We start from the raw sequence: 19,059 nt of genomic DNA on the forward strand, positions 1-19,059 counted from the left end.
AATTTTTAGGGGGTGCTCTTACACAATGAAAAAGAATAAGACAGTTGAATATGGAAAATATGGATTACTGTTTCTCATTCCATTCTTTCTTGTATTCTTAGTTTTTCAGCTGTATCCTCTTCTTTATACTTTTTATAATTCATTAATCTATTCCGCTAAAAATGGTAGATATGTAACTGAGACAGTTGGTCTTGGAAACTTTACAAACTATGTATTTGCAAAGACTGGTAGCGAGTTCTGGCAGTCATTAATGGTAACAGTTGTTCTGTGGATCTTAAACTTCATTCCACAGATTTTATTGGCTTTACTTCTTGCTGCATGGTTTACAGACATCAAGATCAAGTTAAAGGGAAGTGGTATTTACAAGGTTATCATGTATATGCCTAACATTATTACAGCAGCTACAATCGCCGTATTATTCTACGGTCTGTTCGAGGTTAATGGTCCTATCACGACTATTTTCAAAGACCTTGGCTGGTGTGATAAGGGTGGTATCTTAAATCATGGCTGGGCATCATTGATCATCATTGCTTTCATTCAGTTCTGGATGTGGTATGGTAATACAATGATCGTTCTTTGTGCAGGTATCTTAGGTATTAACCCATCCCTGTATGAGGCTGCAAGCGTAGATGGTGCTTCATCTAAACAGCAGTTCTTCAAGATTACACTTCCATTGTTAAAGCCGATCTTACAGTATACACTTGTAACATCAGCTATCGGTGGTTTACAGATGTACGATATTCCTCAGTTGTTCAATGAGGGCGGTCCTGTAGTTGTAACAGGCAGTGGATCATCCGTTAATTCAACAACAACAGTCGTAATGCTGATTAAGAAGTATGTAAGTGCCGGAGGTACACAGGATTATGGTAAAGCCGCTGCATATTCAGTTATGCTTTTTGCATTCACACTGATTATCAGCTTACTGTTCTACAGATTAACAGCAGAAAAATCATCAAAGGATGGAAGGTAGGTGAACAAAGTGGATCAGACAGAATCAAAAGTATCAGGAGGCAAGATTGTCAGATACGTCGTTTGTATCTTGCTTTGTTTCCTGTCAATATTGCCATTTTATATTTTGATCATTAACTCTACTTTAAAGTCAACAGAAATTGTTACAGGTATTAAATTAATACCGGGTGGAGAATTTATTACAAACTTCAAAGGTTTGTTAGCAGGTAGTGAAAAAACAAGTGGTGTTAACGTACTTCAGGCTATGTTAAACTCTTTACTGGTTACTGTTCCGGCTACAGCATTGCAGATCTATTTCGGATCATTAACAGCTTATGCAGTTACAGTATATAACTTCAAGTTAAAGAAGTTTGCATGGGGCTTTATATATGCGATCATGATGATTCCTCAGCAGGTATCAATCGTTGGTTTCATTAAGATTTGTAACTTAACACACTTATACGGATCATTCTTATCACTGATTATTCCGGCAATCGCTGCTCCTACTACTGTTTATTTCATGAAGCAGTACATGGAAACAGGTCTTTCAGTTGAGATCGTTGAAGCAGCCAGAATCGATGGATCGGGAGAAATTCATACATTCAATACGATTGTACTTCCGCTGTTGAAACCGGCTATGGCAACACAGGCGATCTTCGGATTCGTTGCATCATGGAATAACCTGTATACACCTTCAATTATTCTTGCAACAGAGAGACAGAAGCAGACAATGCCTATGTACGTTTCAGCGTTAAAGGCAAATGATAAGTCAAGAGACTGGGGTCAGATTTACTGTGGACTTTTCACTACAGTACTTCCAATTCTGGTTATGTACTTCTTCCTTTCTAAGTACATTATCGCAGGTGTAGCACTTGGTGGTGTAAAGGAGTAAAGAGGTCTTTTATAAAATATAATGTAGGTATCGGAAGCCATGGGCGATCGATACCCACATTATATATACTGAATAAGTGAGGAGAAGCTGCTGTAGCAGGTTCTCTATATTTTTGTTTATGAGGAAAATTTGATGAATGAAATGACAAACAATCAAGACAACAAGAATAGCGGAAGGGATAAAGAACCGTTTTTGAGACGCGCAATGGATGCATTTGGAACAATGTTTGCACTGAATATTTGTTTTGTAATAGGATGTATTCCGATTTTTACGATTGGTGCATCATTTACTGCATTGTATGCAATGTGCATCCGACTTCAGGAAGATGAAGAGGAAACTGTTGTTTCTGGTTTCATTCATGAGTTTAAGCGTAGTTTCAAACAATCTACGATTGCGTTTTTACTGTTGCTCGTTGCAGTTGCTGTAATGTTGGCTGAATATATTATGATCAAGCGGGTGACAGGGTTTATTTCAACATTTTATACATTTGTGCTTATAATTGAGGCAGTATTAGTTGCACTTGTTGTACCGTTTTTATTTCCGTTAATTGCAAGGTATAATAATGCGTTGAGTATCACGGTAAGAAATGCAATGGTACTTTCAATAACCTACCTGTGGTCATGGGTAAAGGTCGTTATCGCATGGTTTGTTCCGATATTTATCTGTGTGAAATATCCGGTTGTGTTTGTGAGTATCTGGTATATGTGGCTGTTACTTTTGTTTGGGGCAATTGCGTGGGGAACAACGCATACGATACGAAAGATATTCCGGTTGAATGAACAAAGAATCATTGATACTGCAGAGAAGGAGAGAAAAGCTGCGGAAGAAGCAGCGAAGGAAGCTGAACCGGATGAATCGGAATCAGTGGATGAAGAGGGAAAATAAAAGAAAAACAAAATAGTTTCTTTAATAATAAAATAAAGGAAAATGAAAAAGTCTGTAGAATAATAAAATTGTACGGACTTTTTTGCTATATTCGTTATATTGACCATGGAGGATGGTAAAATATGCTGATTCGTGAAAAACAGGAGCGACAAGAACATGAGATCCTGAGCCCATATGCATCATTCAGTGATCAGAGCAGAGGCAGGGACAAGAAGGAAGAACAGTGTGATCTTCGGACGGTCTATCAGAGGGACAGAGATAGGATCATTCACTGTAAGGCGTTCCGTCGCCTGAAGCATAAGACACAAGTATTCCTGTCACCGGGAGATGATCATTACAGAACGAGACTTACACATACCCTTGAGGTGGCGCAGATTGCAAGAACGATCGCAAGATCGCTTCGTCTGAATGAGGATCTGACAGAAGCAATCGCACTTGGTCATGATCTGGGGCATACACCATTTGGACATGCAGGAGAACGGGCATTGTCCAGATGTTCCGGCAGGTCGTTTCAGCATAATGAACAGAGTGTGCGTGTGGTGGAAAAACTGGAGAAAAGGGGAGCAGGGTTGAATCTGACATGGGAAGTCAGAGATGGAATGTTGAATCATAAGACATCCTGTACGCCGGCAACATTGGAAGGAAAAATCGTCCGGTTGGCAGATAAGATTGCATATGTAAATCATGATATGGATGATGCAATTCGAGGTGGAATTATGAAAGAATCCGATCTCCCGGTTAGTATCGTTAAGGTACTTGGCAACAATACCAGAGATCGATTGGACTGTCTGATCCATGATGTGATTGATACCAGTTATGAAACGGATACAGTTCGGATGTCAGAAGAGATCGGTGAGGCGTTATCAGCGCTTCGCAGATATATGTTTGAATATCTGTATACGAATCCTGTGGCAAAAAGAGAAGAAGTAAAAGCAGAAAAGTTACTAGAGATATTATTTGATTATTACAGAGAAGATCAATCGAGGCTGAATAATGAAAGCATAGAAATGCTCTATATGGGGGAGGATCTTACGACCGTAATCTGTGATTATATAGCAGGTATGACGGATAATTATGCGATCGAAACATTTAAGAAGATCTATGTTCCGGGTGCGTGGAAGGGTATTTGAGATAACATCATTGTCAAGTTTGCAATATATATGTTTACAACGAGAGCGAATGGTGTGGTGACAGAGTTAATCCCTGTAATCTGTATATGATTACGTTTTATATTAGGATAACGAACAGATAGATGGAAAATTATTTAATTGGAAAGGAAGGGTAGTCGTTGTACTATTCAGATGAGGTCATAGATGAGGTGATATCCAGAAATGATATCGTGAATGTGATATCGGGATATGTCAGCCTCAGAAAAAAAGGAAGGACATTTGAAGCCTGTTGCCCATTTCATCATGAAAAGACACCGTCTTTTAAGGTGGATCGGGACAAGCAGCTGTATCACTGTTTTGGATGTGGTGCCGGGGGAAATGTATTTACATTTATCATGGAATATGAGAATATGTCGTTCCCGGAAGCAGTACAGTATCTGGCTGATAAGGCAGGAATGACACTGCCTGAAAGCAGTCAGTCAGGACAGGATGCATCAAGAGAAAAATATAAAATACTGCTACGGGATATGAATAAGACAGCGGCAGCGTATTTTCACTATATTATGAGGCATACTGAACATGGAAAGAAAGCCTATGAATATTTTAAAGGCAGAGGACTTTCGGATGAAACGATCGATCGATTTGGACTTGGGTATGCCGATGTTTACCGGGATGACTTGTATCGATATCTGAAAGGTAAAGGGTATTCCGATTCTGAGTTAAAGGATTCCGGTCTGGTAGTGATCGATGAGAAAAATGGCGGATCGGATAAATTCTGGAATCGTGCGATGATACCGATTCTGGATATTAATGGCAAGGTGATCGGCTTTGGCGGACGAGTTATGGGTGATGGAAAGCCAAAGTATATCAACACCAGTGATACAGTTGTATTTGATAAGAGTCGGAATCTGTTTGCAATGAATATTGCCAGGAGAAGCCGACGAAAAGGGTTTATCTGCTGCGAGGGCTACATGGATGTCATATCCATGCATCAGGCAGGATTTGATAATGCGGTAGCGTCGCTGGGAACAGCATTTACCTTTGGACATGCGAATATATTGAAACGATATACGAATGAAGTATATCTGGCATATGACAGTGATGGTGCGGGTGTTGCAGCCACGCTAAAGGTTATTTCGATTATGCGAGAGGTAGGAATATCTGCGAGAGTCATCAATATGCGACCGCATAAAGATCCGGATGAATTTATTCAGACACTTGGAAGTGAAGCGTTTGAGGAACGGATACAGAAGGCAGAGAGTGCGATCATGTTTGAGGTGCGGATGTTGTCTGAACAGTATAATCTGAATGATCCGGAGGAGCGAACCTCCTTCCACAATGAGACAGCAAAACGACTGGCACAGATAGAAGAAGTGCTGGAACGTAATAATTATATCGAAGCAGTATCGAATCTATACCATATTGATAAGACAGGTCTTACAGATCTGGTACACAAATATGGAATTGCAGGTGTTCCGCGTTTGGAGATCGTAGAACGGGAAGAACGACGGGCAGAGCATGAAAGCAGAGCTGCCGATCCGGCAAAGAATAAGCCGATGAAGCTGCTTTTGACATGGATGGTCAATGAACCGGGCTTATTTCAGAAGCTGGACGGTATCATTGATGAAACCAGTTTTGAAGATGGCGTTTACCGTGTGGTGGCAGACAAGCTGTTTTCACAATATCGGGAAAACGGGAAGGTGGAACCGGCAAGTATCGTAACAACATTTGAGTCGATAGAGGAACAACGTCTGGTGGCAGAGATGCTTCAGACGAATATCGGAATTGACATGACGCAGGAAGAAATCAACAATGCGGTGACAGATGTTGTGAAAAAGATAAGATTAAGCAGTATAGAAGATAAACTGGCAAAGACAAATGATATAAAAGAGATGCAGAATCTCATACGTGCCAAGGCGGATCTTACGAAGCTGCATATTTCATTATAAAGTGGATAAACTATTATATATTTATGGAGGATCATGGTTTATGGAATCAAAAGAGAATAAAGAGCAGATTGAAGAGAAATTTCAGGCGAAGCTTCAGGGCTTACTGGAGATGGCAAAAAAGAAAAAGATGGTAATTGAAGATACAGAGATTATCCGTTACTTTAATGATGCAAAAGAAATTGAGCTGAATCTGGAACGGATGGAACAGATCTTTTCATTTTTAGAGAGCCATAATGTAGATATTTTGACAATCACAGAAGAGGATGACGATGAGGAACTTCTGCTGGATGATCTGGAAGAGGATGTAGATGTAGATAAAATCGATATCTCTGTACCGGATGGGGTCAGTATTGAAGATCCTGTCAGAATGTATCTGAAAGAGATCGGTAAAGTACCGCTTCTGAGTGCTGAGGAAGAAATCGAACTGGCAAAACGTATGGAAGAAGGAGATGAGCAGGCAAAGCAGAAGCTTGCAGAAGCAAATCTTCGTCTGGTTGTCAGCATTGCAAAGCGTTATGTTGGACGTGGTATGCTTTTCCTCGATCTGATTCAGGAAGGAAATCTTGGCCTGATCAAGGCAGTAGAGAAGTTTGATTATAGAAAGGGATATAAGTTCTCCACATATGCAACATGGTGGATCCGTCAGGCGATCACAAGAGCAATTGCGGATCAGGCGAGAACAATCCGTATTCCGGTTCATATGGTAGAGACAATCAATAAGCTTATCCGTGTATCCAGACAGTTATTACAGGAGCTTGGAAGAGAACCACAGCCGGAGGAGATTGCAGATGTTATGGATATTCCTGTTGAGCGTGTACGTGAGATCCTGAAGATTTCACAGGAGCCTGTATCCTTAGAGACACCTATCGGTGAGGAGGAAGACAGCCATCTGGGTGATTTTATTCCGGATGATAATATGCCTGTTCCGGCAGATGCTGCTGCATTTACCTTATTGAAGGAACAGCTGGTAGAGGTACTTGATACATTGACCGAACGTGAAAAGAAGGTGCTTACGCTTCGTTTTGGTCTTGAAGACGGCAGGGCAAGAACGCTGGAAGAGGTTGGTAAAGAATTCAACGTAACCAGAGAGCGTATCCGTCAGATCGAGGCAAAGGCTCTTCGGAAGTTAAGACATCCAAGCAGAAGCAGAAAACTGAGAGATTATATATACTAAAATAGGGATGGAGAGCATATGATAGAACTGTCGAAACGGATGCAGTCGGTTGCGGATATGATACAGCCATGTGATGCAGTCGGAGATATCGGCTGCGATCATGCATTTGTATCGATATATCTGATAGAACAGCACAGAACAAAACGGGTGATCGCATCCGATGTCAGACGAGGACCGATCACGATCGCAAAACGGAATATAGAGGCAATGAACCTGGCGAATCAGATAGAGATACGTATGGGCGACGGGCTTGATACAATCGTACCGGGCGAGGTAAATGCTGTTGTTCTGGCTGGAATGGGCGGTATGTTGATGATCGACATTCTGGAACGCGGCGAAGAGGTGGTCACACGTTGTGATCAGCTTGTGCTTCAACCACAGTCGGATATTGAAAAGGTCAGGCGATATCTGGCAGAAAAGGGGTACCATCTTGCAGATGAACAAATGTTGATCGATGCCGGAAAATATTATAATCTTTTGGATGTACGGATTCAGAGGATGCTACAGGCGGATGAATGTATGATCGATTTGCCACAGCCTGATGTGTGGAATGGAGATTTACCACAACACGATGAACAACCTGCAGATGTGGCGTGGACAGATAAGGCAGATAATTTAGATTTTGCAGAGGACTGGTGCTATATGTATGGTGGAAACCTGTTGCGAAAGAAAGATCCGGTTTTGCGGTCGTGGCTGGTAAAACAGAGAGATACAACAGCAGGGTTGATTGACAGCCTGAGTGGTAAGAATACGGAGAATGCCGCAAAACGTCTGAAAACAATAAAAGCAGAACAAAAGACCATCTGTGCAGTTTTGAAACAGGTGTACAGCATAGATGGATAACAGAGAGCCGGACATTTAAATGTCGGCATACTCTGTTAACAGAATGTTTTGGAGGTTTATTAAGGATATGAGCGAAAAAGCGATACATAACAGCGTGCTGACTTTAAAGGAGCTTGCAAAGAAATGGGCGATTCGTGTAGGCGCTGATTCGGTAGAGAAGCTCAATGAGATCGTAGAAGCGGGTAAAGGTATGGAGTTGATCCTTGTGTGTGAAGCCATGCAGCAGAATACGATTTATGATATTGCGAGAAACATACGCAAAGAAAAGAAAAAGATCATATTGATCGCAGGACCAAGTTCTGCCGGCAAGACGACATTTTCGCATCGCCTTAGTATACAACTTCGGGCACTTGGATTGCATCCGCATCCGATTGCAGTAGATAATTATTTTGTCAATCGGAAAGATAATCCAAAGGATGAAAATGGAAACTACAATTTTGAATGTCTGGAAGCGGTGGATGTGGAACTGTTGAACCATGATATGCAGATGCTGCTTCAGGGGGAAACGGTCGAACTTCCCGAATTTGATTTCTTAAATGGAAGAAGATTGTATAAGGGAGATAATTTGCGGATCGGAGATCAGGATGTGCTTGTGCTTGAGGGAATCCATTCATTGAATCCGAAGATGTTATATGCATTGCCCGATGAGGATAAATATCGTATATATATCAGCCCGTTAAACCAGTTGACGATCGATACAGATGATAAGATATCTACCATAGACAGTCGTTTGATCCGCAGGATCGTTCGAGATAACCGAACTCGCGGGCACAATATAGAACGAACACTTTCAATGTGGAAATCTGTCAGACAGGGTGAAGAACGGTATATATTTCCATATGAGAGTAATGCTGATGTTATGTTCAATTCCGGGTTGTTGTATGAATATTCTGTATTAAAAAAATATATAAATCCATTACTGACGGAGGTATCGGAGAAGTCGCCGTTTTATTCAGATGCATTACGCCTGAAAGAATTGACTGATCGTTTTGTAACTCTGGAAGATACCATTGTTCCGTTGAACTCGATTTTACGTGAGTTTATCGGCGGAGGCTGTTTTAAAGTCTGAGGATGAAGAAAGAGCTTTTAAGAAACAAATATTTATAATCAAAGACAGAGAAGAAGTTATCGTATTTCTTTATATAAATAGCATATAATCTGTTGTATACAAAATGGGAGATAACATTACTATTGGGATATGTAAGTTATCTCTCACTTTGTATAAGTCAATGAACAGATAAATGGGCTGGCTATATATGTATGAAACAGACCTTTTTCTACGTCGGTACTTAACGAGCCGCTTGAAAAGCGGAGAGTTTAGAACCGCTATGTAGAAAATAGAACGCGAGCGTTCTGTGAAATACATATATAGCCAGCCCATTTATCGTCATCATATAAAAGCTGGACGATAAGCCGGGTTATGTCGAGAGTGATCATCTATCTAGGCTTTATGTTACCATAAAGCTCAAGCGACCTACCTGAGACTTGACGGGCAGCCATTCGTCTCACAGCCGAAGCTGCTTTTTTGGTCTTGCTTCGAGTGGGGTTTACAGAGCCTGTTCTGTTACCAGAAGCAGCGGTGAGCTCTTACCTCGCCTTTCCACCCTTACCATGTACATGGCGGTTTATTTCTGTTGCACTAGCCTGGGAGTTTCCTCCACCGGACGTTATCCGGCACCCTGCCCTGCGAAGCCCGGACTTTCCTCACCTGTCATATGACAGCCGCGATCACTTGTCCAGCTCATTACTTTTATAGCAGAATGAACACAAAAAGTAAAGGGGAAAATAAAGAAACAAAAAACATGGTTTTAAAAACTACTTCTCATGGTATAAAAAATTGTTGAAGTGATGGCAGATGGGTGTTATAATCTCTCTATAGAAGCCTGATAATATATATTGTCAAAGATTTGATATAAGAGGGTGAAATATATGGAGAATAATTATCTGTTAAATAAAGAATATATTAGAATAAAAAATATGAATACAATCAGCTATGGCGGAAATCAGTCATGGTGCAGGAGTAAGAAGATGCAGAAGGTAGGATGTGGTGTAATTGCTTTGGCAGATATATCAATCTATCTTGCAGAACAGAACCCGGGGCTTATGACAGATGCAATTCGCAAAATCAACAAGCCGAAGGGCTTATATAATAAAAATGACTATCTTGCATATGTAAAATGGTTCTATAAGCATTATGTTTTTTTTCTGTGGTATAAAGGAATGACAGGTGTGACGTTAATGAATACATTGAACCGATATTTTATGCTGAATGACATCGGACTTCGTGCAAGATGGAGATTGTTTTTGTCAGATGAGGAAATGATGAAGCAGATCCGGCATTTGATCCGTAAGAATAAACCGGTTGTATTATCAATCGGACCGAATATCCCGAATGTATTTGGCGATAAAGGAATCCATATGTATGTGGAAAAGGATGGACGTATGCTTGCATCCATGAAAAAGAATGTTCACAGTCATTATGTAGTTGTGACAGGGGTAGAAGAAATATCAGGTCATGAGTATCTGATCGTTTCATCCTGGGGCAAAAAATACTACATCAGCTACGAAGAATACCGTGACTATGTAAAACATTCCGGTGGAAGAATTACAAGCAGCATTCTGTACATCAAGGGAATGATCTAATACTGAAAATCTTTTTTGTAATTTATGCGGATATTGTTATTTATTACAAAACATATAGAAGGGGTTCTGCCCCGGATACAACCAACCACTATAAATGACTCGCTGCGGTTTCGATTCGCTGCACATGCCCGATTCGTAAATGCTCCTGCGCTAACTCGCCTTTGGCTCGAACAAGCGCCCGCATTTACTGGCAATGTGCATCTTATTTCGAAATCCTCGCTTATGTCATATTATAGTGGTTGGTTGTATCCGGGGCAGAATTCCTTCTGTATGTTTATACGGAATAACAATATCTGCGCAAAACTAAATTAAAAAGATTTTCAGTATTAGATCATTCTCTTTGGAGATCAATGTCAGACTGGATAGTTATTCATCTGTTGGTTAATGCATATTACATTATAATCATGTATTGCTACATAGTTATTTTCGGGTTAATGCCTGTAACTCGATATCTGTCAGTTCGCGGAATTCGCCGGGAGCGAGGGCTTCGTCCAACGTCAGACTTCCCATGGACAGGCGTTTTAAGTAGGTGACCTTCATGCCGAGGGCTTCGAAGGAGCGTTTGACCTGGTGGTAGCGTCCTTCAGTGATCGTCAGGAGAATCTCCGAAGTCTGTGTGTTTAGGTCGGTATTTTTTATGACTAAAGTACCCGGTTTGGTTGGCTTGTCATCGCCAATGTCCAACCCTTCTTTAAATGCTTTTATGTGTTCTTCTGTTGCCAGACCATCGATGCGAGCAAAATATGTTTTTGCTACATGTTTGGACGGCGACAGGAGATTGTGGGATAGTTCTCCGTCATCGGTGATAAGCAGCAGGCCTTCTGTATCGATATCCAGACGACCGACAGGAAAAAGATTCTTTACAGGAACGGAAGCTTTTAACAGATCCAGAACTGTTATATGTAGATTATCGTTTGTTGCGCTGACACAGCCCGAGGGCTTGTTCAGCATATAATAATGGTGCTTTTGGTATCCAATCACCTTTCCGTTATAAGAAATCTGATCTGCATTTTCATCAATCTTCTGTTCGGGAGATTTGCAGACGATTCCATTTACCGAGATCATTCCTTTTTTTATATATTGTTTTACCTGGGATCTGGAGCCGATGTCCTGATTTGCCAGAAATTTATCGATTCGCATAGTATATACCTGCCTTTGGTGTTTTAGTTATTCGAAAAAAAGCTTGTATCCAAGAGATTTTCCATCATTATAGCATGGATTTTTTTGATGTTGGAGAACAAATTCAGTTAATTTCGGAAAACAGGTGATATTGTATGAAAATATTATAATAAACCAACATTTATGACGAAAATGTTAAATGACCATTTGTGAAATAAAATTGCAGCAGATTATATAAAATAAACAAAAAAATCCAGCGTTTATTTACGGAAAATTAATACATTTTACCATAAAAACTTTGGTTGGAAGACATATGCGTATTGACAGAAACTTTGAATTAGAGTATTATTTTTAACAGAAATGTAACATTTTGTCATGGATTTTAATAAATAGGTACGAAAAGATGAGAATTAGAAGAAATAATCGTTTTTCCCATGTGGGAAGAGGTTTGTTTAGTTATAGATACATAAAACGTAATCTGCTTGTGGCAGCAGCTACGATTGTTACAGCAGCGGGAATTGGACTTGTTGTAAAGTATGGAGAGGCGTTGGATCACAGCCCGGCATATCTGAACAGCCAGACTGCTCAGACTGCATCTGTTGGGACAACTACTGAGGAGGCTGCCACTGTTGATGTGGCTGCACTTCAGACCAGCACGACAAAGAAGGCTGCTCAGAAGAAGACTGTAGTGGCAAAAGCAGAGGAGAAATCCGAATTTGATGGTAAGTTTATCGCAAAGATCAATGATACATTAAATATCAGAGAAGAAGCTACGACAGATTCCAACATCGTAGGTAAGCTGTTTGACGGTAATGTAGGTGATGTATTGGAGACATCCGGTGAATGGACAAAGATTTCATCGGGAGATGTAATCGGGTATGTAAACAGTGATTATATTCTGACCGGCAAGGATGCTGAGACATATGCAGAAGATTACAAGAAAGTCCTTGGAACAGTAACAGATGATACGGTTCGTGTACGTGCAGATAAGTCTACACAGTCAGATATCCTTGGACTTGTAGCGAAGGATACCGTTCTTTCTGTTAAGACACAGGATAAGGATTGGGTAGAAGTTACAATGAATGACGGAACAGATGGTTATATAGCTGCGGATTATATCACAGTAGAAGAAACTTATGAGTATGCAATGTCGATTGATGACTACACAGCTATGGTAGAAGCTGAACAGCAGAAAGCATATGAAGTGGTATCAACTGATGACAGTGCAGATATAATGACGGCAGATGAAGAAACAACCGAGACGGCAACAACTGAGACTCCGACAACTGAGGGAGCAACAGAAGCGGATACAGAAGTGTCTACAACAGAAGCAACAACAGAGGAGAAGTCGGATGATAGTTCTAAGATTGATGCATCCCAGTATGATGATGCTTATCTGTTGGCATGTCTGGTCAGCATGGAAGCAGGATATGAATCCTATGAAGGACAGTTGGCAGTAGCAAATGTCGTTTTGAACCGTGTAAGAAGTGGTAAATGGGGAAGTTCTATTTCATCAGTTATTTATGCACCGAATCAGTTCCCTTGTGCAACGGGAAGCGTAATGCAGGGATACTTGCAGGATGGTCCGTTATCAACAGCACAGCAGGCAGCAAATGATGCCTTGGCCGGTAACAACAACATTGGAAGTTTTATGAGCTTCTTAAATAAGAATTATATTGATACAGATTCTTTATCTGATTATCAGATTATTGGAAATCATTGTTTCTACTAAAGTGTTTTTGAAAGATGGATTTAAGCTTATGAAGATAAATGAAAATATTCATGGGGAGCGGGAACTCGATACAGATCCGGTTACTTCAACGATAACGATAAACAATGACAGATTTAACAGAAGATACATACGCAGTTGCGGGATGTATCTTTTGTTGTTTCTGATATGTATTGGATTTTACATGATAAATATGGCTGTAGAACATGTATATCCGTTTGGCAGCAGAAGCTTTCTGTATCAGGATGCATGTGATCAATATCCCGGTATACTGAAAATTTTCCTTGAATGGCTGCATTCAGGGGATAAAGGTTCATTTATATGGGAACGGGGGCTTGGAATCGATATTGTTCTGAACATGTTCTATTACTGCATGAGCCCGTTTAATATTATAGCCATAGTACTTGGTCCGGATCGTGTTGAATTATCTATGACATTGATGATCGTACTCAAAGCATCATGCCTGGCTCCGGCAGGACTGTTCTTTTTCAGGCATTCAAAGATTCGCAGATTTGCGGAAAAGGGATTGTCAGAGAAATATATAACTGTAATTTCCATGATGTTCGGACTCCTGTATGCGTTAAACAGTTATGTGGTGGTATATAATCATAATGTGCTCTGGCTGGACGGACTGATTCTGCTTCCGTTTATTGCGATTGCAGTTGAGCATCTGGCGGAAGGCAAATGGCAGCTCCGTTATACGTTGTTATTAGCCTGTGCATTTTTGTTTAATTATTATTTTGCATTTTATATTTGCCTGTTTATAGTCTGCTATTTTTTTATGCAGGATTGGAAGAATGCTAAGAATTTATGGTCCGGTGTATGTCGTTTCTTCGGATGGTCGGTTATGGCGGTATCGATTGCGGGAATGGTTGTTCTTCCGTCTCTTTATGCCATTATGAATCTGTCATCCTGTGGAAACGGGGACTATAGTCTTCCATGGTATAGAATCAGTAATCTAGGAATGTTTGTTAATTCATTTTATCCATTGCGACAGATATCGACGGGATATTTGTTCAGTCACAATAATTATTGCGGTATTCTGGTGATTATGTTCTTTCTGCTTTTCTTATTCGGAGCGGGAATCAAATGTAGTTTTAAGCTTCGATATACGGCCGTTATTTTATTCCTGACTATTGGATTGAACATGGTCGGATTAAATTATGTCCTGCATGGCTTTACGATTACGCATGGACTCGGAAATCGTTTTGCATTTATCCTTGTCTTTTTCATTTTGATGGCAGGTTATATCGGAATGCTCAGATTACAGCAGGTAAAGGTATGGCAGATAATCAGTATGTCAGGTATCGGTATTACTATATTCCTTTTGGAGCTGTTCTTAAATAAGGAAGATGCGAATTCCTATTCCTATGCGGCTGTATTGCTCTTTGGTATATCATATCTGATCTTATTGATCTTGTATGTCAGAAAGAGTATTCGTTATACGACCTGCTATGTGTGGATGATAGTATTATTGTGTATAGAGATCTTTGCAAATGCATGGATTCAGATGCCGCAGAAGTATAATGATGAGCGGCTTCAGAGCGAGATATCTGCTTCGGACTGGTTAACAGATTATGAGCAGTTGCAGCTTGCAGAAGGGGAGAGAAAGACTGCATTGGTGTCACAGAACTATATGCCGTATTCAGACGTAAACTGGTATTCATCTGTGGCAAATGGCAGTATAGTAGATGTGTTTACCAGCCTTGGAATATCAAGATATCAGAATATTGAATATACCTATAGAGGGGTAACTCCGATCAGTCGCCAGCTCTTTAATGTACGGTATGTTGTGACTGATGAAACAGGGGTTGCAGGTGGGTATCGTCTGATCGACCGGAAAAATGAGAAGATTGATTTCTACGAAGCGGATAATCTGGCAGGCATGGGATTTTTGATGAGTAAAGATGTTCTTGACTGGAGCGGAACAGCGAAAACGGAAGATACATCGGATGTATTCGAGAAAGGCAGCATGGCAGAGAATCAGAATGAACTGGTAAAGCTTGTGACCGGACATAAGATCACGCAGAATGCCTTTACAAGAATTGATATACCGGAGGATGCAGTAACAAGTGCCGGTATGGATATTACCGGACAGAAGAACGGTGAGTATTCCTATATCAGTACCAATGATGTTTTTTCAGCAATCACGGTGAATCTTACTGCGGAAAAAGACGAAGATCTGTATCTGGAATGTGCGGACACGAAGCCTCAGTGTATCGAAGTAAAGGTGAATGATGAAGTAACAGTGTCTACGAATTACACGGATTCAGCGGATTTTTATCATGTAGGTCAGGTAAAAGAAGGGGATGCTGTACAGATTCGAATGTATGCGATAAGAATTCGTCTTTATACAACGGCAGTTAAAGATCAGGAGGGAACGAAAGCATTTGCGCTGTATTCCTTAGATCAGAATGTAGTGAAAGCATTTGAAGAATATACAGAGTCACATCAAATGACATTTGACGGATGGACCGATAATACTTTAAATGGTCACATAACGACAGAAGAATCCGGTATTTTATATCTGGCGGTTCCGTACAATAAGGGATTTTCGGCAGTTGTTAATGGCAAAAAAGTAGCTCCTGTAAAGATCGGAACCGGCCTGATGGGTGTTCCTGTAGAAGCAGGGGAACATGTGATTACACTGACCTACAATACACCATATCTGATGGCGGGCATATGCCTGTCTGTGATAGGAATATTAATATTGGCAGGATATGTGATGATCAGCAGAAAAAAATCGTCCAATAAATAACGGACACAAATTATCAGCTTATAAGAATGCAGATATTGAAAAACAGATCATAATAAATTCTTATAATAAAAACAGGCAACTTGAGTGCGATCGCGCAGGTCAAGCTTCATAAGGATATTACTGAGATAATTGCGGACGGTTCCTTCCGAGAGAAAGAGCTGCTCCGCAATTTCTTTGTTGTTCAGACCATCTGCAACCAGTCGGATCAGTTCAAATTCCTTTTCCGTAAGATTGTAGGACAGGTAATCAAAACGATCATCAGTCTGTAACAGGGTAGGGATCTTGTTCATGATCTCATTCCCGAAGACAGTTTGACCGTTGTGTACGGCAGTGATCGCAGATGCAACTGTCTCAAAATCCTGTTTTAAGATGTATCCCTTTGCGCCGGTCCGGATGGCTTTGATGATATAGTCATCGTCGGCAAAGGTAGTAAGTAACAGAATCTTTGCGTCAGGGTGTCCGGTGATGATTTCTTTCGCTGCGGTCAGACCATCCATGCCTTCCATACGGATATCCATTAACAGAACATCGGGGCTGTATGTATCGTACAGGGAGATGGCATCGTGGCCATTTGCTCCGGTTGCAAGTACGGTAATGTCTGAGCAGGATTCTAATATGATCTTTAAAGATGCACTGACAAATGCATCATCATCAACAATTATAATATTCATGCAGTTCTATCTCCTTTTTGTGTATATTTTGGAATACTGACAAACAGGCGGAATCCGGATTCGGTTGATATCTGTAAAGTACCGGATAAGGATTGGACTCGTTCTTGGATGTTGGTAAGTCCGATGCCGGGGGAGGTTGTAAGGTGAATGCCTGTTCCGTTGTCACGGATCGTCAACTGATAGAAGCCCGGATGTTCCCGGATCAGAATCGAGAGTTGATCGCCGTTGCTGTGCTTTACAGCATTGGTGATCGCTTCTTTGGCAATGCTGATAAGACAGTATTTGATATCCTTCGGAACAATGTTGCCCATATCATATTCAAATGAAGTATGAAAGCCTGTTATATCATTCAACATATCCTGAATGGCAGCTTTCGTATCAATGGATTCATCGTGAAGGTCGTGGACACTTGATCGTATACTGTTCATGGCGGTATCCAGCGTAGCGCGGAGATCGGAAAGCGGATTTGTAAGGATCGGTTCTTTGTTGATCGTCTGGATCGCACCAACCTGAAGAATGGATCTGGTAAGCATGTGACCGACATTATCATGGATCTCTCTGGCGATACGATTTCTCTCTTTCAGGGTTGCAGTATAAATCATGTTATTCTGTTCCTTCCGGATCATACGGATTCGTTCCTTTGCCAGAAGTTCGTTTGTCTTCGATGTATCTGTAAGGTGCTTCATCTGTTGATGAAGGGTGGTAAGCGCTGTAGTCAGATATCCGTATAATATGCTGCACAGACAGAGGACACCTATCAGAAGTAAAGTATCCATCGGAAGTTTTGCAGATGCCAGAATGATGGAAAGAACTCCGATGGGTGCAGTAAAACAAACCGGTCGTCTGCTCAGATAGAAGCAGAAAAGCGGAAGAAATACAACAAACTTAAGGCACAGACAGCACAGAATAAATATGCCTACGTGGATCAGTACCGGAGCTGTGGGTGAGAGCCTGTCAGCAATCAGCATTGTGCCAAAAGCAAGTATGATCGCAAGCAGAATATATATTACGCTGCGCGTACATATAGAAAAAGTGTGAATACACATAATACAGCATATTGCAAATATAAGCAGTCGAGTCAGGATTTGCTTCATAACTTCTCCTTGTATGTAGACAGGTCACGCGGGTGTCAGGTAATTGCGTGAACCGGCTTGGATTTATAAGTGACGGTATTAGTATACCTGTTGAGAAATACAGCGTCAATTGACTACGGTTGAAAAACTCCGGATTTTAAAAGAATGTGACAAATGTCATATTACAGATGTGATGATTGGCACTGAACAAAAATTTTGGTATATGGTAGAATGACAGCATAACATGGAACATATGCGATGAGTTTCAGACGCGATGCCGGAAGAAACAATAGCATCCGAATAGAAAATGAATGAGGAGACAGTTATGGAATATGCGATTGAAGTAAAAGATCTGGTGAAACGATATAAAGATTTTGTAGCATTATCACATTTTGATCTGGAGGTGAGAGAGGGCGAGATCTTCGGTCTGCTTGGACCGAATGGATCGGGCAAGACGACGACGATCAACTGTATCTTGTCACTGCTTACATACGATCAGGGCGATGTCCGCGTATTTGGTAAGAAGATGACATCGACGAGCTACGATCTGAAACGGGAGATCGGTGTTGTAATGCAGAATGTGGCTGTATTTGATGAAATGACGGTATATGAGAATATCGATTATTTCTGTGGGTTGTATATCAGGGATAAAGAGACAAGAAAACAGTATGTAGAGGATGCAATCGCATTTGTCGAGCTTCAGGACTATAAGAAGTTCCTGCCGAAAAAACTGTCAGGAGGACTTCTCAGACGATTAAATATTGCGTGTGGAATCGCACACAAACCGAAGCTGATCTTTTTTGATGAACCGACGGTAGCAGTAGACCCACAGAGCAGGAACAAGATCTTAGAGGGAATTGTCGAGCTGAATAAGAAGGGCGCAACGATCATTTACACTTCTCATTACATGGAAGAGGTAGAACAGATCTGTAGCCGTATATTGATCATGGATAAAGGTCGGAAGGTCGCTCTTGGCACGAAGGAAGAGCTGAAAAAAATGATAAAGAAGACAGAGAGTATCTTCATAGAAGCTCCGGCACTGACAGATGAACAACTGCTGGAGCTGAGACAGCTTCCACATGTGTATGACAGTTCATATCAGGATGGAATGTTGAAGCTGACCTACTCCGGTGGAGATCACAATCTGATCCGGGTTATGGAATATATGAAGGAGCATGCGGTATTATTTGGAAAAGTATATACCGAGCTTCCAAGTCTGAACGATGTGTTCCTTGAGATTACCGGGAAGACACTTCGGGATTAGGA

The 19,059-nt window shown here is 40.9% G+C and carries 15 protein-coding genes and 1 other RNA gene; 12 read left to right on the forward strand and 4 right to left on the reverse strand.

Annotated features, from left to right (window positions below; genetic code table 11):
- The first annotated feature begins 25 nt into the window (after positions 1-25).
- The 8 genes from CLOL250_RS05530 (at position 26) to CLOL250_RS05565 (ending at position 8,869) form a co-directional block, all read left to right on the forward strand.
- Positions 26-970, forward strand: a complete 945-nt coding sequence (locus CLOL250_RS05530; protein WP_008401246.1) for a carbohydrate ABC transporter permease — start codon at positions 26-28, stop codon at positions 968-970.
- Entirely contained in the window at positions 971-1,840 is an 870-nt protein-coding gene (locus CLOL250_RS05535) for a carbohydrate ABC transporter permease (protein WP_008401247.1), read from the forward strand.
- Positions 1,841-1,972: 132 nt separating this feature from the next.
- Entirely contained in the window at positions 1,973-2,725 is a 753-nt protein-coding gene (locus tag CLOL250_RS05540) for a YesL family protein (protein WP_008401248.1), read from the forward strand.
- Positions 2,726-2,847: 122 nt separating this feature from the next.
- Positions 2,848-3,855, forward strand: coding sequence for a deoxyguanosinetriphosphate triphosphohydrolase (locus CLOL250_RS05545; RefSeq protein WP_008401249.1), 1,008 nt, complete (start codon positions 2,848-2,850; stop codon positions 3,853-3,855).
- 158 nt (positions 3,856-4,013) lie between these two features.
- Positions 4,014-5,783, forward strand: coding sequence for a DNA primase (dnaG, locus tag CLOL250_RS05550; RefSeq protein ID WP_008401250.1), 1,770 nt, complete (start codon positions 4,014-4,016; stop codon positions 5,781-5,783).
- Between the two features lie 40 nt (positions 5,784-5,823).
- Positions 5,824-6,957, forward strand: coding sequence for an RNA polymerase sigma factor RpoD (rpoD, locus tag CLOL250_RS05555; protein WP_008401251.1), 1,134 nt, complete (start codon positions 5,824-5,826; stop codon positions 6,955-6,957).
- Between the two features lie 18 nt (positions 6,958-6,975).
- On the forward strand, positions 6,976-7,800 hold the full coding sequence (locus CLOL250_RS05560; protein ID WP_008401252.1) for a class I SAM-dependent methyltransferase: 825 nt from the start codon (positions 6,976-6,978) through the stop codon (positions 7,798-7,800).
- Positions 7,801-7,867: 67 nt separating this feature from the next.
- Positions 7,868-8,869 (forward strand): uridine kinase family protein, encoded by a 1,002-nt coding sequence (locus CLOL250_RS05565; RefSeq protein ID WP_049941087.1) that lies wholly within the window; start codon positions 7,868-7,870, stop codon positions 8,867-8,869.
- 324 nt (positions 8,870-9,193) lie between these two features.
- Here CLOL250_RS05565 and rnpB read toward each other — a convergent pair.
- An RNA gene (gene rnpB / locus CLOL250_RS13355) (RNase P RNA component class A) lies at positions 9,194-9,544 on the reverse strand.
- Between the two features lie 185 nt (positions 9,545-9,729).
- On the opposite strand from rnpB, the gene CLOL250_RS05570 reads away from it, so the two are divergent.
- Positions 9,730-10,443, forward strand: a complete 714-nt coding sequence (locus CLOL250_RS05570) for a hypothetical protein (RefSeq protein WP_008401254.1) — start codon at positions 9,730-9,732, stop codon at positions 10,441-10,443.
- A gap of 420 nt (positions 10,444-10,863) precedes the next feature.
- Here CLOL250_RS05570 and CLOL250_RS05575 read toward each other — a convergent pair whose 3' ends face one another.
- On the reverse strand, positions 10,864-11,583 hold the full coding sequence (locus CLOL250_RS05575) for a pseudouridine synthase (RefSeq protein ID WP_008401255.1): 720 nt from the start codon (positions 11,581-11,583) through the stop codon (positions 10,864-10,866).
- Positions 11,584-12,010: 427 nt separating this feature from the next.
- Here CLOL250_RS05575 and CLOL250_RS13285 point away from each other — a divergent pair, with 427 nt between their 5' ends.
- Together CLOL250_RS13285 and CLOL250_RS05585 are read left to right on the forward strand one after the other, a co-directional pair.
- On the forward strand, positions 12,011-13,294 hold the full coding sequence (locus CLOL250_RS13285; protein WP_049941088.1) for a cell wall hydrolase: 1,284 nt from the start codon (positions 12,011-12,013) through the stop codon (positions 13,292-13,294).
- Positions 13,295-13,322: 28 nt separating this feature from the next.
- Positions 13,323-16,049 (forward strand): YfhO family protein, encoded by a 2,727-nt coding sequence (locus tag CLOL250_RS05585; protein ID WP_147554296.1) that lies wholly within the window; start codon positions 13,323-13,325, stop codon positions 16,047-16,049.
- Between the two features lie 47 nt (positions 16,050-16,096).
- Here CLOL250_RS05585 and CLOL250_RS05590 read toward each other — a convergent pair whose 3' ends face one another.
- Together CLOL250_RS05590 and CLOL250_RS05595 are read right to left on the reverse strand one after the other, a co-directional pair.
- Positions 16,097-16,720: a response regulator transcription factor gene (locus CLOL250_RS05590; RefSeq protein WP_008401258.1), complete on the reverse strand. Its 624-nt coding sequence runs from the start codon at positions 16,718-16,720 to the stop codon at positions 16,097-16,099.
- Positions 16,717-17,496: a sensor histidine kinase gene (locus CLOL250_RS05595; protein WP_274922245.1), complete on the reverse strand. Its 780-nt coding sequence runs from the start codon at positions 17,494-17,496 to the stop codon at positions 16,717-16,719. The genes CLOL250_RS05590 and CLOL250_RS05595 overlap by 4 nt, the downstream gene beginning before the upstream one ends.
- Before the next feature lie 604 nt (positions 17,497-18,100).
- On the opposite strand from CLOL250_RS05595, the gene CLOL250_RS05600 reads away from it, so the two are divergent.
- The gene (locus tag CLOL250_RS05600) at positions 18,101-19,057 is read left to right on the forward strand and encodes an ABC transporter ATP-binding protein (RefSeq protein ID WP_008401262.1); all 957 of its coding nucleotides are present in this window, start codon (positions 18,101-18,103) and stop codon (positions 19,055-19,057) included.
- Positions 19,058-19,059: the final 2 nt, after the last annotated feature.

This window comes from Clostridium sp. L2-50 (genome assembly GCF_000154245.1).
Lineage (GTDB): Bacteria > Bacillota > Clostridia > Lachnospirales > Lachnospiraceae > Coprococcus.

Coding starts and splice junctions, on each gene's coding strand:
- CLOL250_RS05570 (WP_008401254.1), top strand. CDS start 9,730: ATGGAGAATAATTATCTGTTAAATAAAGAATATATTAGAATAAAAAAT.
- CLOL250_RS05540 (WP_008401248.1), top strand. CDS start 1,973: ATGAATGAAATGACAAACAATCAAGACAACAAGAATAGCGGAAGGGAT.
- CLOL250_RS05565 (WP_049941087.1), top strand. CDS start 7,868: ATGAGCGAAAAAGCGATACATAACAGCGTGCTGACTTTAAAGGAGCTT.
- CLOL250_RS05545 (WP_008401249.1), top strand. CDS start 2,848: ATGCTGATTCGTGAAAAACAGGAGCGACAAGAACATGAGATCCTGAGC.
- CLOL250_RS05575 (WP_008401255.1), bottom strand. CDS start 11,583: ATGCGAATCGATAAATTTCTGGCAAATCAGGACATCGGCTCCAGATCC.
- CLOL250_RS05585 (WP_147554296.1), top strand. CDS start 13,323: ATGAAGATAAATGAAAATATTCATGGGGAGCGGGAACTCGATACAGAT.
- CLOL250_RS05595 (WP_274922245.1), bottom strand. CDS start 17,496: ATGGATACTTTACTTCTGATAGGTGTCCTCTGTCTGTGCAGCATATTA.
- CLOL250_RS05600 (WP_008401262.1), top strand. CDS start 18,101: ATGAATGAGGAGACAGTTATGGAATATGCGATTGAAGTAAAAGATCTG.
- rpoD (WP_008401251.1), top strand. CDS start 5,824: ATGGAATCAAAAGAGAATAAAGAGCAGATTGAAGAGAAATTTCAGGCG.
- CLOL250_RS05530 (WP_008401246.1), top strand. CDS start 26: ATGAAAAAGAATAAGACAGTTGAATATGGAAAATATGGATTACTGTTT.
- CLOL250_RS05590 (WP_008401258.1), bottom strand. CDS start 16,720: ATGAATATTATAATTGTTGATGATGATGCATTTGTCAGTGCATCTTTA.
- CLOL250_RS05560 (WP_008401252.1), top strand. CDS start 6,976: ATGATAGAACTGTCGAAACGGATGCAGTCGGTTGCGGATATGATACAG.